At 66.5% G+C, this 14,600-nt stretch carries 15 protein-coding genes and 1 tRNA gene; 7 read left to right on the top strand and 9 right to left on the bottom strand.

The features are described from left to right. Positions 1–16: 16 nt before the first annotated feature. The 3 genes from Poly30_RS15275 to Poly30_RS15265 are packed head-to-tail and all read right to left on the bottom strand — an operon-like array spanning position 17 to position 3,698. Positions 17–1,966, bottom strand: coding sequence for a Gldg family protein (locus Poly30_RS15275; RefSeq protein WP_145198767.1), 1,950 nt, complete (start codon positions 1,964–1,966; stop codon positions 17–19). A gap of 3 nt (positions 1,967–1,969) precedes the next feature. After that, a complete protein-coding gene (locus Poly30_RS15270; RefSeq protein WP_145198764.1) occupies positions 1,970–2,704 on the bottom strand; it encodes an ABC transporter permease subunit in 735 nt (244 codons plus the stop codon). Between the two features lies 1 nt (position 2,705). Further along, entirely contained in the window at positions 2,706–3,698 is a 993-nt protein-coding gene (locus Poly30_RS15265) for an ABC transporter ATP-binding protein (RefSeq protein WP_145198761.1), read from the bottom strand. A 417-nt stretch (positions 3,699–4,115) separates the two neighbouring features. On the opposite strand from Poly30_RS15265, the gene Poly30_RS15260 reads away from it, so the two are divergent. The 4 genes from Poly30_RS15260 to Poly30_RS15245 all read left to right on the top strand — a co-directional run bounded on the left by Poly30_RS15260 (position 4,116) and on the right by Poly30_RS15245 (position 8,222). Further along, entirely contained in the window at positions 4,116–4,808 is a 693-nt protein-coding gene (locus tag Poly30_RS15260; protein WP_145198759.1) for a PilZ domain-containing protein, read from the top strand. Positions 4,809–4,896: 88 nt separating this feature from the next. Continuing rightward, positions 4,897–5,862, top strand: coding sequence for a DUF998 domain-containing protein (locus Poly30_RS15255; protein ID WP_145198757.1), 966 nt, complete (start codon positions 4,897–4,899; stop codon positions 5,860–5,862). A gap of 24 nt (positions 5,863–5,886) precedes the next feature. Further along, complete coding sequence (locus Poly30_RS15250) at positions 5,887–7,671, top strand: M14 family metallopeptidase (RefSeq protein ID WP_145198755.1); 1,785 nt, start codon at positions 5,887–5,889, stop codon at positions 7,669–7,671. 53 nt (positions 7,672–7,724) lie between these two features. Beyond that, positions 7,725–8,222, top strand: coding sequence for an SRPBCC family protein (locus Poly30_RS15245; RefSeq protein WP_145198753.1), 498 nt, complete (start codon positions 7,725–7,727; stop codon positions 8,220–8,222). 105 nt (positions 8,223–8,327) lie between these two features. Here the strand turns inward: Poly30_RS15245 and Poly30_RS15240 are convergent. Beyond that, positions 8,328–8,404: transfer RNA gene (locus tag Poly30_RS15240), tRNA-Arg, on the bottom strand. Between the two features lie 142 nt (positions 8,405–8,546). On the opposite strand from Poly30_RS15240, the gene purD reads away from it, so the two are divergent. From purD to Poly30_RS15225, 3 genes are read left to right on the top strand one after another with little or no spacing between them, the layout of a single operon-like run. Beyond that, positions 8,547–9,899: a phosphoribosylamine--glycine ligase gene (purD, locus tag Poly30_RS15235; RefSeq protein WP_145198751.1), complete on the top strand. Its 1,353-nt coding sequence runs from the start codon at positions 8,547–8,549 to the stop codon at positions 9,897–9,899. Next, the gene (locus Poly30_RS15230) at positions 9,896–10,732 is read left to right on the top strand and encodes a TIGR04283 family arsenosugar biosynthesis glycosyltransferase (RefSeq protein ID WP_145198749.1); all 837 of its coding nucleotides are present in this window, start codon (positions 9,896–9,898) and stop codon (positions 10,730–10,732) included. The genes purD and Poly30_RS15230 overlap by 4 nt, the downstream gene beginning before the upstream one ends. Then, a complete protein-coding gene (locus Poly30_RS15225; protein WP_419190219.1) occupies positions 10,729–11,211 on the top strand; it encodes a Fur family transcriptional regulator in 483 nt (160 codons plus the stop codon). The genes Poly30_RS15230 and Poly30_RS15225 overlap by 4 nt, the downstream gene beginning before the upstream one ends. Positions 11,212–11,337: 126 nt before the next feature. On the opposite strand, the gene Poly30_RS15220 is transcribed toward Poly30_RS15225, so the two are convergent. From Poly30_RS15220 to Poly30_RS28525, 5 genes are all read right to left on the bottom strand, one after another. Then, positions 11,338–11,754 (bottom strand): hypothetical protein, encoded by a 417-nt coding sequence (locus Poly30_RS15220; RefSeq protein WP_145198745.1) that lies wholly within the window; start codon positions 11,752–11,754, stop codon positions 11,338–11,340. Positions 11,755–11,856: 102 nt separating this feature from the next. Then, positions 11,857–12,351: a hypothetical protein gene (locus tag Poly30_RS15215; protein WP_145198744.1), complete on the bottom strand. Its 495-nt coding sequence runs from the start codon at positions 12,349–12,351 to the stop codon at positions 11,857–11,859. Between the two features lie 139 nt (positions 12,352–12,490). Further along, entirely contained in the window at positions 12,491–13,351 is an 861-nt protein-coding gene (gene purQ / locus Poly30_RS15210) for a phosphoribosylformylglycinamidine synthase I (protein WP_145198742.1), read from the bottom strand. Continuing rightward, entirely contained in the window at positions 13,348–13,944 is a 597-nt protein-coding gene (gene gmhB, locus Poly30_RS15205; protein WP_419190218.1) for a D-glycero-beta-D-manno-heptose 1,7-bisphosphate 7-phosphatase, read from the bottom strand. The genes purQ and gmhB overlap by 4 nt, the downstream gene beginning before the upstream one ends. 39 nt (positions 13,945–13,983) lie before the next feature. Next, positions 13,984–14,415 (bottom strand): PEGA domain-containing protein, encoded by a 432-nt coding sequence (locus Poly30_RS28525; protein ID WP_419190217.1) that lies wholly within the window; start codon positions 14,413–14,415, stop codon positions 13,984–13,986. Positions 14,416–14,600 lie beyond the last annotated feature (185 nt).

Below are 14,600 nucleotides of genomic sequence, written 5' to 3'. Positions count from 1 at the left end.
TGAAAGATCCTCCGGCCTAGGCCTGTGACGAGCTCCGCGAACCGGAGCGATAGAGGTGAACCGCCGCGACGAGCGCCGCAATCAGCGCTGGCAGGGCGAAGATGTTGAGGAACTTCAGGCGCGTCCCGAGCGAATCGATCTCCGCCCGCAGGTCACGCTTGACCTTGCGGAGCTTCCGCTTGGTCTCGACCTGCTGCGCCCGGAACTTCTCGACTTCCTTCTCTTGCTCAGGGGACAAGAGCATCGCGCTCGAGGGATCCTTGGCGGCCTGCATTTCGTTCAGCTTCGCCTCGGTCTCCTGCAGCTGGGCTTCGAGCTCCAGCTCCTCCGCGCGGAATCGCTCCTGCGCCACCGCTTCGAGGTCCTGCTTCCGCGTGAACGGACGCTGGTACTCGGCGCGGCTTCGAAGGCTGATCAGGTCGTTGCTGCCAGAGAGGTTCTCCAGCGCGCTGACGAGCAGCGCCGCGTTGTCGGCCTGCGGAACGTAGCGGATCCCGCCGAAGAGCGTCTGCATCGGCTGACCCCAGACGCTCGCGTTCAGCATGTCCGCGTCCGAGAACACGAGAGCGTTGAAGGGGCTCGTCGCGACGCTCAGGTGATCGCTCGACGCCTCGTCGGTGCTCGCCTCTGCGTCCGCGGCCTCCTCTCCGTCCGCGTTCTCCTCTTCAGCGGCACCTGGCGCGCCGTCAGGGAAGGCCGACTTCACGGTGCCACTCACGCGCACGGCCAGTCCGACCTTGCCCTGATTCGCTTCGAAGCCGTCCGCGATATCCTGGGGATTGAGTCCGCCGAGCAGAGTCATCGAATCCACCAGTCCACCGCCTTCTTCGGTCGTGGTCGCCAGGACCGTGACGTTCACCCCTTCGGGCACCTCATCGGCCTGCTTCAGCTGGCCCGGCATGAAAAATCGGAGCTGCTTCAGGTTCGACGTCAGGATGTCCTCGCGATCGAGCGTGTCCTCGAATACGTCGAACACCACCGGGATCTGGACCTGACGCCCGTCACCGCCTCGTACCCCGAGCTTGGTGCTCTCGTCGCCGACGATCTGGCTCTGCGTCATCGCCACGCCCCACGCCATGAGAAGCTCGTCGATCCCCGAGTCCACGCCCGCGTTCAGCTGGGCCATCGGATCGTTCGCCTGCCGCTTCGGGTCGAAGAAGCAGTAGCTATCGACGAACGCCACGACCTTACCGCCCTTGAGGCAGAACTGGTCCACCGCGTACAGGCCCTCCGGGGTGAGCCCCTTCGGGTGCACCATGAGCAGCAGATCCACGTCTTCGGGGATCTCCGTCAACGTCTCGGGCGGCAGGTTCCGGATCTCGTAGCGCCGCTGGATCAGATCCATGATCGGCCACGGCTCCGTTGGCTGCGGCGGCTGTCCCGGCTGCTGCGCCGGCACCGAACCGCCCTGGAGCGGCAGCGACGTGATCAATCCCACGACCGCCAGATCCGGCCGCTCGAGCTTGTCGATCATCTCCGCCACCTCGTACTCGAGGTAGCTTTCGCGGCGCGGATCGAGCCCCGGAAGGCTCTCCTCGTCGTCGACCGAGTTGGTCCCCAGAAGGCCGAAGTAGAGCATGTCACCGTTCGGCGCCGGGCTCCCCTGGATCCCGTAGCCGACGGCCAATTCCTCGGCCTCCGAATACGGCTCCGGATCGATGACCTCCAGGTCGATCTTCCCATCGGACGCAGCGACGAACTCTTCCAGCATCTCCTGCACGCGCTCGGCGTACTGGAGGAGCACCGGATAGTCCTCCGACACGGTCTTCGAGAAGAACAGGCGAAGCGTGATCGGCTCTTCCAGGTCGCTCACGATGTTGCGAGTCCCCTGGGAGAGCGTGTAGAGCTTCTGCTCCGTCAGGTCCGCTCGGACTCCGCGAAGCGCGGGGCCTGCGAAGAGATTCACGGCGAGGAACAGGAGCGTTCCGAGGGCGAGCCCGATGAGGCTCAGCTTGGATGCGTTCATGGTTCAGTCCGCCTTCTTGAGATCGATGATGATCGCGGTCGCGAAGAGCGAGAGGGCGATGAGGGACAGGAAGTAAAGCGCGTCGCGGGCGTCGACGACGCCCCGCGTGATGGCGTCGAAGTGGAACAGGAACGAGAGGTTCCGGACCGATTCTGTCAACACGTCGGGGGCCCAGCCGCTCACCGCGTCGGTCACGGCAGGGAACCCTGCCAGCACGAAGAGAAGCGAGACGCTGAACGTGAGAACGAAGGCGCTGATCTGGTTCTTGGTGATGCTGGAGAGCATCGAGCCGAGGCCGAGGAACGCGCCTGCCATCAGGAAACTTCCGATGTAGCTCGCCAGGATCACGCCGTTGTCGGGGTCGCCCAGGTAGTTGACGCTGAGCCAGTTGGTGGCCGTCAGCGCGAGGGCCACGCCCGTGAACGCCCAGGCCGCGAGGAACTTACCGACGACCGCGTTCGCGGTGGAGATCGGCAGCGTCATCAGAAGCTCGATCGTCCCCGAGCGCCGCTCCTCGGCCCACAGCCGCATGGAGAGGGCCGGAATCAGCGCAAGGTACAGCCACGGATGGAAGCTGAAGAAGCCCCGCAGGTCCGCCTGGCCGACGTCGTAGTAGCCGCCGATCTGCCAGGTAAAGACCCCGGCCAGCATCAGGAAGATGATGAGGAACACGTACGCAACCGGCGTGGCGAAGTAGCCCGCCAGCTCGCGCTTGAAGATCGTGAGGGTACCGCGCATATCAGGCCACCTCTCCGCTCTTCATGGGCTGCACAGCCGAGTTGGAGCCCTGCGGTCCTTCGCTCGTGACCGTCCGGAACACATCGTCCATTCGTCCTCGATCCACGCTCAGGCTGGCGAGGCGCCAGGAGGCTTCGGTCGAGATCCGCTGAACGTCGTCGAGCAGCGAGTTCCGGCTGCCGTTCACGGGGAAGAGCACGAAGCGGGTCTCCTCGCCGTAGATCGCCTGATCGCCGATGGAATGAACGCTCGCGAGAGCCTCGAACGCCGCTCGCGCGCCCTCTGCATCTGCCGTGGTCACGGCGACTTCGATCGCTCCGGCGTAGCGCGATCGTCCGCGAAGCTCGGCCGGCGTCCCGTCGAAGCAGACCTGCCCCGCAGCCACGATCATCGCGCGCGTGCAGACCGCCTCGACCTCCTCCAGAATGTGGGTCGAAAGCACGATCACCTTGCCCTTCGCCATCGAGCGGATGAGCTGGCGCACCTCGTGCTTCTGGTTCGGATCGAGACCATCGGTGGGCTCATCGAGGATGAGCACGTCCGGGTCGTGCAGGATCGCGAGCGCGAGACCGACCCGCCGCTTGAAGCCCTTGGACAGCGTCTCGATGCGCTGGTCCAGGACCTTGTGCAGATCGACGAGCCGGGTGACGACTTCCATTCGCTCCTTGATGCGCCCGCTCGACATGCCGCGAGCAGCCCCGACGAATTTCATCATCGAGCGCGGGGTCATGTCCGGGTAAAGGGGAGCACCTTCGGGGAGGTAGCCAATCCGGGCCTTGGCAGCGCGGGGATCTTCGAGGACGTCGTGGCCACAAACGATGACGGTCCCTTCGGTCGGTGGCAGAAATCCGGTCACCATCTTCATGGTGGTGGATTTTCCCGCGCCGTTGGGCCCGAGGAAGCCGAGGACCTCACCAGGCGCTGCCTGGAAGCTGAGGTTCTTGACCGCCGTGAAGGCCCCGAAACGCTTGGTCAGGTTTCGGATCTCAATCATGGGGCTGGATCTTGGGGCCGGTGAGCCCGGCCGTGACGATGGGGGGAATGCAATGAAATCTGCGCCGGGCCACAGCCCGGTGCAGATGCGGACAAGGACGGTAAGGAGTTCGTCCCGGCGGCGCGCTACGTCCTCTGGCTCAAACCGTTGGAGGAAAATCGGATCGCTTTCGCGTGGCCGGCCCGGGGGAACCCTCCCGTCTGCGTCCCAGGAGCGGGACAAGGCCCGGATCTCGACGGCTCGCGGTGTCCCAGGGGCGGGAGTTGGGCGCAGTCACGCCTCACCTGAGCCACCTGGCAGGTCGGGCGAAATGCCCCCCAGGGAAGGTGGTTTCGTCCTGTTTCCGCCCCAGGGAGATCGCTTTCCACCCGCGGTCGCTTCACTCACGCGGGCCTCCAGCCGATACCCCCAAGCAGTATGTCCATCCCCAGCCATGTTTCCGTGACCGTTCCGAGCCTCCCCGGCAGTCAGCCGGGCCGCGTAACCGACGTCTGGCACGCGGTGGACGGAGTGCGCGTCCAGGTCGAGTTCCCCCTGGGCGGCGCCCCGCTCCTACCCGTCGGACGGGCGGGCGAGCTGGCCTTCTTCCGGGCCGACACCGGCGAGCGCGTCTCGGCCCTCGGCAAGGTCGCCTACCGAAACGACGGTGATACCCAGCGGGGGTACCACTTTCTTTTCGGCGAGCGAACGCGCCAGAGCCTGGCCTCGCTCCTGGAGCCGCGCCGCGCCTACCGAGTCCATCCCGACCCGGACGAGCCCGTCGCCGTCACCCTCACGGTCCCCGGCACGCCTGGCGCCATCATCGGAGCCGCCCGGGATGTCTCGAAGTCCGGCATCGGTATCGATATCCCCTGGGAGCACGAGGCCACCCTTTCCAAGCAGAACGTGATCGAGCTCCGCATGCGGCTCCCCGGCCAGGCCGAGGAGCTCGTCTTCACGAGCCGCGTCCGCAACCGCTGTCTCGGGACAGGGGCCATCATCTACGGGCTCGAGTTCAGCGTCTCCGGCGCCCCGGAGACGGACACGCGCCTGATGCTGGTCGGTGAGTACGTGGCCCACCGCTCGAAGATCGCCCAGCGGAACGCCGCCGCGGCGCGCCAGAGCGCCTGATGGTCCCGGACGATTCCGACGGGAAAGGTCCCGCCCCCTTGATTCCGCCCCTTCCGAACTGGCACGGTGCGCTCTCCTGGGGGGGACCATGTTCGGAAAAAGACAGAACAAAGACCGTGAGAACGCCGAGTTCGTGAAGGAACTCAGCGCACAGCGCGAGCAGACGCAGTCGCTCGTCGACCGCTACGAAGCCGAGGTCAAGACCGCCCGGAGCGCCGTGCTCGCGGTCGGAAAGGCGCGCGAGGAGCGCGACGAATACCGTCGTGTCCTCGCGGCGGCCATCGCCACGGAGCGTCGCCGGGAGGCGCAGGTCGAAGCGCTCGAGCAGGAGCAGCAGCGCCTCGAGGCCCTCGCGACCCGCGAGCTGCGCGCCGCTGCCGAGGAAGGCGCGCGCCGCAAGGAACTCGGCCAGAGGGTGGAGTCCCTCGAGGGTCGCTTGACCGAAGAACTCGCGGCGCGCGAGCGAGCGATCGGGGACGTCTCCGATCGCGCCTGGGCCGAGCGTGAGGCCGCGCGCGACGAACTCGTCCGCGTCGTGGTCGGGCATCGGGAGGAGGTGGCCTCAGCGCTGAAACAGTCCGTCGAGCAACTCGCTGCGCTCGAGACGGCCCTCCACGATTCCGCGGCTGCTCGCTCGCAGCGGCCCCCGGAACCGGCGAGGTCCGCCGCCGCCGACGCGAGGGGGCTCCGAGCGCGCCTGCTGATCGGCCTCGGCGTCGCCTCGACGCTGATCGTGGTGGCGCTCATCCCACTCGCGGTGCTATCGGTCAGCGACCCCGAGCGTGCGCTCTTCGTGCACCTCGCCAGCGGCCTGGGTCCCTGGCACCTGATCTTCGCGGTCGTGGTCTTCGTCGGACTGGCGGTGGCGTGTTTGACCTGGGCGATTCGTGACCTCGAAGCCGCACGGCCGCCTGCCGACGATCACGACCGGATGCGCGAGCCTGGGGTCCCTGCGGTGGAGGAGAAAGAGCTGATTCCCCTTCGCGCTGCCGAAGGACGCGGTTCGTCCGCGGTGAAACAGGAGCTGCCTCTCAACGGAACGCCGCGCAGCTGACGTCGGATCCGTTAGATTGCGGCGATGAGCTTACTCCCCCTCTTGCTGTCGATCGTTTTCGCCCTGGGCCACCCCTCCGCGCTGCAGTCCGGGGGTCCCATCACCCAGGAGCAGCACGTGTCGTACTGGTCGGAGTCCTTCCGCGGCGAGGACTCCGCGAAGTATGCCAACGCGAACTTCCCGCTCACGGTGGCAGAGTCCAGTCGGTTCACCCGAAGCTCGACCCTCGCCGAGGTCGAGACCTTTCTCGAAGCCCTCGAGGCCCTACCGGCTGCGGGACGAATCTCGACTCGCTCGTTCGGGGAGACGACCGAAGGACGCGATCTGACGGCGGTCACGGTCCGCTGGGCCGCCCTCGACGAGGCGGCCGAACCTGTCGACGCCTCTCCTTCGGCCCGCGCGCGGGTGCTCGTCAACGCGAACATCCACGGCGGTGAAATCGAAGGGAAGGTCGCGGTCCAGATGCTCCTCCGTGAGTTCGCGCTCGGCTACCACGCGGCGCTCCTGGATCGGCTGGAGATCACCTTCGTGCCGGTCTTCAACGCGGACGGCAACGATCGCATCGCGCGCACGAACCGCGTGACACAGAACGGTCCGGACGAGGGCGTGGGGGAGCGTGCCAACGCGATGGGCCTCGACCTCAACCGCGACTTCATCAAGCTCGAAACGCCCGAGGTCCGCGCGCTCACAGGGCTGGTTCGTGAACTCCAACCGCACGCGTTCATGGACCTTCATACCACGAACGGCTCGCCGCACGGCTACGAGCTGACCTACTCGCCTAGCCTCTCTCCGAACGTTCGTCCGGACCTCGCGAGCTACATGGCAGACCGCTTCTTCCCGGCCGTTCGATCCACCCTGGAGTCGCGCGACGGGATCCACGTCTACGACTACGGGAACTTCAGCTACGCGCGGAGGCAGCCCGGATCCCGCGGGGAGCGCGGAGATCCGATCGCGTGGAGCACCTACGATTCGCGCCCGCGATTCGGCACCAACCTGATGGGGCTGCGCGGCACCGTCTCCATCCTGTCGGAGGCGTACAGCTACCTCCCGTACGAGCAGCGCGTGGTCACGACGTACGCTTTCGTTCTGGAGTGCCTCGAGACCCTCGCGCGCGACGCGGAGTTCATCCAGACGTTCTCCGAGCCGACCGGCGACGAAGCGACGTCCGGCGGCCGTCTCGGCGTGGATGCGGAGCTCGCGTCCATCGGCTCGGTCCCGATCCGGGTGAGCCGCAACGATGAGGTCGTGATCGACCTCGATCCCGAGAAGGACGGGATCCAGGAGGGGGTCCGAATGGTCGCAGCCGGCTCCGACGCCGTTCGGGAGGTCGCGATGGACGTGCAGACCCGATTCGAGGCAGGGCGGCAGGTCGAGTACACGGGCGCCTTCCTCGTGCTCGATCCGGCGGAGGATCTCCTGGAGATTCTTGCCATCCATCTGGGCGACGCCGCGCTCGAGCGAATCGGCGAAGACGGAGAGACCCTCGCGGTCAAGGTCTTCGTCATCGACGAGGCGGAGCGCAGCGAGCGGGTGTTCCAGGGCCACCGCGAAGCCCGCGTAAGGGGCCGCTGGGAAGACCGCGATGTGGTGGCGCCCGCGGGCTCCCTGAGGGTTCGATCCAGCCGTCTGGCGGCCCACCTTCTCCATCCGGAGTCCGACGATTCGCTCACCACGTGGAACTACTTCGATCGCCAGATCTTCGGCGAGGAGCCCCAGGGGTCACCGGAGGAGGCTCAAGGCGACGCCCCGGCCGAAGGGCCACACAAAGCTCACGTTGAGGTCACGCATCCGGTGGCCATGATTCGCTAGCCTCCTGGCTGTCACGTCCCTGAGGAAGTCCCCATTTCCCGATTCCCTGTCCGATGAAACTCGCTATCGAAGAGACGATCGCCGCACCGATCCAGCTGGTGTTCGAACTCTTCACCGATCTCCCGCACGCCGCCGAACACGTCGAGTCCATCCAGAGCCTCGAGGTGATCGGTAAAGGACCCATAGGCAAGGGCACCCGTTTCCGGGAGACCAGGGTCATGTTCGGCAAGGAGGCGACGGAGGAGATGGAGATCACGGCCTTCGATCCGCCGCGGTCCTACCGCGTCGAGGGCATTTCCTGCGGCGTCCAGTACACGACCGTGTACCGGTTCGAGGGCGGACAGAGAGAGACCAAGGTCTCGATGGAGACCACCTCCAGACCGCTCACGCTCGTGGCCAGGGTGACGGGCCCCATCCTGGGATTGATGATGAAGGGCGCGATGCGCAAGGCCATGGCCCAGGACCACGCAGAGCTCAAGCGCGTCGCCGAGGACCGTGTCGCAGCGATGGCAGAGGCCAGCGACGACGACGGGATGGCCCAGCGTGGATAGGCAGCGTGGATAGGCAGCGTGGATAGGCCGCGTGGATAAGCCGGGCCGATAAGCCGGGCTCGCTCGGTCCTCGAGCGCGCTGGATTCAAAGGACTCAGATCGGAGTGGTGCGCCCGCTTGGATTCGAACCAAGGACCGTCCGCTTAGAAGGCGGGTGCTCTATCCAGCTGAGCTACGGGCGCGAGTGAGCGGCATATTCGGGTGCTGGACCCGAAATATCCACCCCGCAGTCGGAGGGATCATCGGCTAAACTCTTCGCCTTCATGCCCCGGGCCCCGGTTTCGGGCCGTGGTCTCAGCTCTTCACTGCAACGCGCAACGCCCCATGACATCCGACAAGTTCAAGGTCCTCGTGATTGGCTCCGGAGGCCGTGAGCACGCTCTGTGCTGGAAAATCGCGAAGTCGGAGCTCGTTTCTGAAGTGATCTGCACACCGGGGAACGGCGGCATCGGCGACGTGGCGCGCATCGAGCGGGTCGCGGCCACCGATATTCCTGGGCTGATTCAACTCGCCAAGGCCGAGCAGCCCGGCCTCATCGTGATCGGACCCGAGGATCCCCTCGCCATGGGGCTTGCGGACAAGCTCCGCGCTGAAGGCTTCAAGGTGTTCGGGCCGGGCGCCGAGGGCGCCAGGCTGGAATCCTCGAAGGCGCACTCCAAGGAACTCATGGATCGTCACCGCATCCCGACGGCCTCGTTCCGTAGCTTCAATCGATCCGGGCAAGCCAAGGGCTACCTCGAGGGCTGCACCACCTGGCCCCAGGTGATCAAGGCGGACGGCCTCGCGGCGGGCAAGGGCGTCTACATCTGCGCCGACCTCGCCGAGGCCAAGGTCGCCGTCGACGGGATCATGGAGCAGGGGCGCCACGGAAGCGCCGGCGCCTCGATCCTCATCGAAGAGTTCATCCAGGGGGAGGAGGCGAGCATCTTCGCCCTGACCGACGGAGAGACCGTGCTCGTCCTGGAGCCGGTTCAAGACCACAAGCAGGTGGGGGATGGCGACGTCGGCCCGAACACCGGCGGCATGGGCGTCTACTCGCCCGTCCCCGAGCTGAGCAAGCGGATCTACAAGCAGATCGAACAGCATGTGCTCCTGCCCTCGATCCACATGCTCCGGCGCGAGCGCATCGATTTCCGTGGCGTGCTGTTCATCGGCCTGATGCTGACGGACGGCGGCCCGCGCGTCATCGAGTACAACGTCCGCTTCGGCGATCCCGAGTGCCAGGCGCTCGTTCGGCGCCTGAAGAGCGACATCGTGCCGATTCTGCTGGCGACAGCCGACGGGACGCTCGGTTCCATCGAAACGCCGGAGTGGGAGAACCAGACCTGCATCGGCGTCGTCGCCGCCGCAGACGGCTATCCTGCGAGCCCGCGAAAGGGGGATCGAATCGATGGCCTGGAGGCTGCTGGTCGCGTCGAATCGGCCGTGGTCTTCCACGCGGGGACGAAGCGGAACCGCACGCTCGACGGCAACGAGGAGATCGTGACGAACGGGGGACGCGTCCTCACCGTCACGGCGATGGCGAAGGACGCCGAGGAGGCCCGTCGCCGCGCCTACGAGTCGTACGACAAGATCAAGTACGCCGGGAAGTTCTGCCGGCGTGACATCGGCAGGCGCCGTGAAGCGCGCGCGGCTTCGTTCGACGCTCGCTCCCAGGGCGCTCCGGGCGGGGCGTGACGGCTGAGTTCCTTCCAGGCTCCATTCCGGGGCCTATTCCGGGGCCCACCCTCGGGGTCGCAATCTGCGCGCTCAACGAACGTGCGGCGCTCCCGCGTCTCCTGACGCGCCTGACGTCCATCCGTGACGCCGCCGATTGCGCTGACCTCGTGGTGGTAGCGGACGGCGGCTCGACCGACGGGACCCCGGAGATCGCGGCCGCGGGCGGCGCTCGCGTGCTGAAGGTCGGGAGAGGGCGCGGTGTCCAGCTCAGGGCCGCCGCGGAAGTGCTTCTCGAAGCGGACCTGGACGTGCTTCTTTTCCTGCACGCCGATAGCGTTCCGAGGCTGGGTTCGGTGGCCGCCGTACGGGCCGCTTTCGCGTCTACAGAGGACTCGCCGGTGCGCGCCACGGCCATGCGGCAGGTGATCGAGGCCGAGGGCCGGATGTTTCGCTGGATCGAGCGTGCGGCCAACGCACGCAGCCGAAGGGGGATGGTCTACGGGGACTCAGGGCTCGCGCTACGCGCCGACCTCTACCGGGAGTCGGGAGGATTCGCAGAGATTCCGCTCTTCGAAGATGTCGACCTTTCGAGGCGGATCCGGCGCGTATCCGGCATCCATCTCGTCGAAACCGCGACACTTGTCATCTCCGCTCGTCGCTGGAGAGAGGAGGGACTCTTGCGCTCGTCGGTCAGAAACTGGATCCTGAGGGGGATGTACGAATGTGGCGTCTCCCCGGAACGCCTCGTTCGCCTGTACCGGCCGTTCTCCGGTCGGTCAGGATCCCCGGCGGCCGCCAAGGGCCGGGGGGATCACGTGGAGAACGACCTGCAGCCACCAACAGCCCCTTGAACGAGACCGCGATCGAGAAGCGCTTCGAGGAATTCCTCAAGGGCGAGAACCTGAAGATGACTCCGCAGCGGCGGCGGGTCTTCGAAAAGGCATTCGCAGTGCACGACCATTTCAGCGTCGAGCGCATGTACGAATGGCTGAAGGCCGAAGAAGGGCCTGCGGTCAGCCGCGCCACGGTGTACAGGACGCTGGAGGTTCTCGAGCGCGGCGGATTCATCGAGGCCGTGGAAACGGGCCGGGGCGAGGTCGTCTACGAGCACATCCTCGGTCACGAGCATCACGATCACATGGTCTGCCGGATCTGCGGCACGATCGCGGAGTTCCAGGACGAACAGATCGAGGCTCTTCAGCGAAAGAATGCGAAGGCGCTCGGCTTCATCATGACGGGCCACATGCTGCGCCTTTCGGGGATCTGCAGCAGCTGCGCAGATCAATTACGGGCCGAAGGGAAGCTGGAATCCACGCTCGAAAATCTTTGAGCGCCTGAGCAAGAATTCCTCTGGCTCGACGCGCGTCCGCGTCAGCGGATGCGCCAGGGGCATCGATCAGCCTGCAAAATGGTACCTGGCGCAAGCAGTGAGGCGCGCTTCATCGGGGATGAGCCCTCAGGGCTCGATCTCCTGGTGGATGCGGTCGAGGACGGACCTGGCCAGTTCTTCGCTGAAGACCCCGTACTGTCTGGCGCGGACGGCCATGAGGCAGTTGTCTTCGCCCAGCCGAATCACGCGGACCTGGATCGATCCGGCTTCGACCGTCGCGAAGGCATGGAGCGTGTCCTCGTTGTAGTCCGGCTTCCGCGACGAAAGGTGGGCGAGGGTCTCCTTGACATGTATCCAAACGAGGTCGGCCTCGTGGCTGTAACGCATCGAGGCGGCACCCTTCTGGAAGTCCTCGTCCGCCATCACGCTCGGAAAATTCATCGCCACCGTCCCACAGCCGGAAGGAAGACCCAGCCAGGAAGCGAGCGCCAGCGACGAGAGCAGCACCAGGGAACGGAGCGAGGAGTGCGAGGTAAGAATCATCTGCCGTGCCAGAGCCTCCATTAAGGAATGCTCATGGGCTCCCATGAATCTTAGGATGTTCCTTCTGGAAAGTCCCGCTCGATCCACTGCTTCCCGCGGCTCCTATCTGAGGTCGCGGTCGATCCGGTTGCGGACGTTGATGGCGACCTCGTCGCTGTAGACGAGATATCGCTTGGCCGCGACGCGAATGCGGGTCTGGCCGACGTCGTAGGTCTCGACCTGGACGATGACCTCCGCGCCGTCGACGTAGGTCTTGATGGCTCGCAGGTCGTTGTCGACGTCGAGCAGATCGGAGGTCATGTGCGAGAGGGTGCTCTTCGCGCCCGTCCAGACGACGTCCACGTCGTGGGGAACGATAACCGTCTGCGCATTGTCGACGAACTCGTCGTTGACGAGGATCGCGGTTCCCACGACCGCCATGGGGGCGCAGCCGCCGAGATGACCGGCGAGGCCCAGGCCGAGCGCAGGAGCGGCCAGCCACGCGATTCCGCGTGCGAGCGCCCTGGGGAGCGAGGGGCGGGAAAGAGAGAATCCAGTGCCCAGCGGGCTCTTCGCGGGCTGGGACTCCAGCTCGGTGGTGGTAGCGGTGCGCCTCATGGTGATTGGGGGCCGCGCGCTCCTGCGTCGACCCTCGGGTCCCCTGTGCGCTTTGCGCGAAAGGAGAAAGCACCTCGGACGGACGGTCCGGGGCGTGCGGGGCCCGGGGCGGGGTGGAGCGCTGCTGCGGCGACCGCGACTATAGGGAAGCGCGGGAGGCGGATTCCACCAGTGCCCGGTAGAAGGCCAGACCTTCTCCCTCGGTTCGGCGCGGTCCCGACCCCTCGAGTCGAGTCCACTGGGGGTGGTTCCACGGATCCAGGTTCCGCTCGGGGTGAGGCATGAGGCCCACGACGCGCCCTGTCGGGTCACAGATGCCCGCGATGTCCGCCACGGCGCCGTTCGGGTTCGCGGGATAGCCAGCGGGCTCGCCCGCCTTGCCCTTGTCGTTCACGTAGGTCAGAACGATCTGCCCCTGGCTTCGGAGGCGCTCCAGCGCCGAGTCGTCCTTGACCGCGAAACGGCCTTCGCCGTGGGCCACCGGGGTCGGCATCCGTTCGCCGGCCACGAGCCAATCGCAGCGACTCTCCTGGACCTCCAGGGTGACCCAGCGGCACTCGTAGTGGTTCGAAGCATTGGCGAAGAGAGCGATCGAGCGCTCCTCGTGGGTCGTCCCGGGCTCGAAGAGGCCCGACTCGACCAGGACCTGGAAGCCGTTGCAGACGCCCAGGATGCGGCCGCCGCGGGCGACGTGGGCCTTGAGCGCCCCGCCCAGCCCTCCCCCGAGTGCACCCCCGTCGCCGTTGCCGGAGCGCAGGGACGAGCCCCAGACCCGGCCAGCCGCGAGATCGTCGCCGTAGCTAAACCCGCCCGCGATCACGAGCACGGCGTAGCCGTCGAGCCGCGAGGGCTCCCTGGCCGCCACGTCGGTTCGCAGGAGGTCCGCGTCGGCGCCGCCCATGCGGAGCGCGCGTAGGGTCTCGTCTTCGCAGTTCGTACCGGGGCCGCGAAGCACCAGGGCTTTCGGGCGCGTGGAGGTCGCAGCTTGGGCGGTGGTCATAGCCCGAGAATGTAGCGCGCGGCCGCGCCCAGGTCATCCACGACGCGCACGTCTCTCCCCTCGGCGCGGGCGATCGCTTCCTGGGCCGCCCCCTTGCCCGTTCGGACGAGCAGGCCCGGGACATGGAGTTCCTCGCCCGCCTCCAGGTCGCGCAGCGAGTCGCCCACGCAGAACGAGCGAGCCAGGTCGATCCCCAGATCGGCGGCGGCCAGGAGGAGCAGGCCGGGCCTCGGCTTGCGGCAAGAGCAGTCGGCCTGGAACGAGGCGAGCTCTGGCAAGGGCGATTCCAGTCCGTGGTGGTGGGGGCAGTAGCCGATCCAGTCGATCTCGACGCCCTCTTTCGAAAGCTCGTCCGTCATCCTGCCGTGGATCCGATGCAGCGTGTCCTCGTCGAACAATCCGCGCGCGATCCCGCTCTGGTTGGTGACGACCACGAGCGCGAAGCCTGCGGCCTGGAGTGCCCTGAGCGCCTCGATCGCGCCGGGAAGGAACTCGAAATCGGCCGGGTCGGACAGGTAGTCGACCTCTCGATTGATGGTGCCGTCGCGATCCAAGAATACAGCGCGACGGGCCGGACGGATCTCTCTACTCACGCGCTCTTCGCTCGGGGACGGAAGGGAAGACTCGCGGCTTCAGTTGGCAAAGGCCACAGGCTCTCGAGAGCGCTTGAGGCGCACGTGGATTCGATTGGGCATCTCTCCGCCGTCTTCCTTGATCGGGAAGAAGAAGTCCTCGGCGCTGAGCCAGAGGGGAAATGCCCACGTCCTGTAGTCCGTGATGGCGTCGCGCCAGTAGACCACCCGACGGCGACCGCCGACGCGCACATAGCGTTCCTCGGTGGCGTACCCGGGCAGGCGGAACTCGAAGGTGCGGGCGCTGTCGGAGAGCTGGATGGTGCAGGGGGTCGAGTGCCCTGAGTCCTCACCGTCTACGATGACCAGCGCTCCGCGCGGCGTCGAGTCGAGGACGATCGGCCGCCGCCCGGAAATGCAGCTCTGCAGCATCGGAATGGCGAGCGCCAGGAGGGCCAGGGTGGCCAGCGGGGTCGAGCTCGGGGTTCTCATGAGTACGGGCGTCGTGGGAGTCTCGCGTCGCGGTGGCCTCACCTCGGCGCGACACCCGCGTATTGTGGGCCGAGGCCTGGGCGCACGCCACTCCGCGGTCCATTCCTGGTGGTATCGGTCAGATTTGGGCGGGAGCTGGTCGAAAATTGCTCCGCGGAGGGCAGATCTGGGCCATCGGCATTTGG

It is taken from the genome of Saltatorellus ferox (assembly GCA_007751475.1).
In the GTDB taxonomy this organism is placed as follows: Bacteria; Planctomycetota; UBA1135; order UBA1135.
This window is presented reverse-complemented; position numbering and strand designations above follow the sequence as displayed.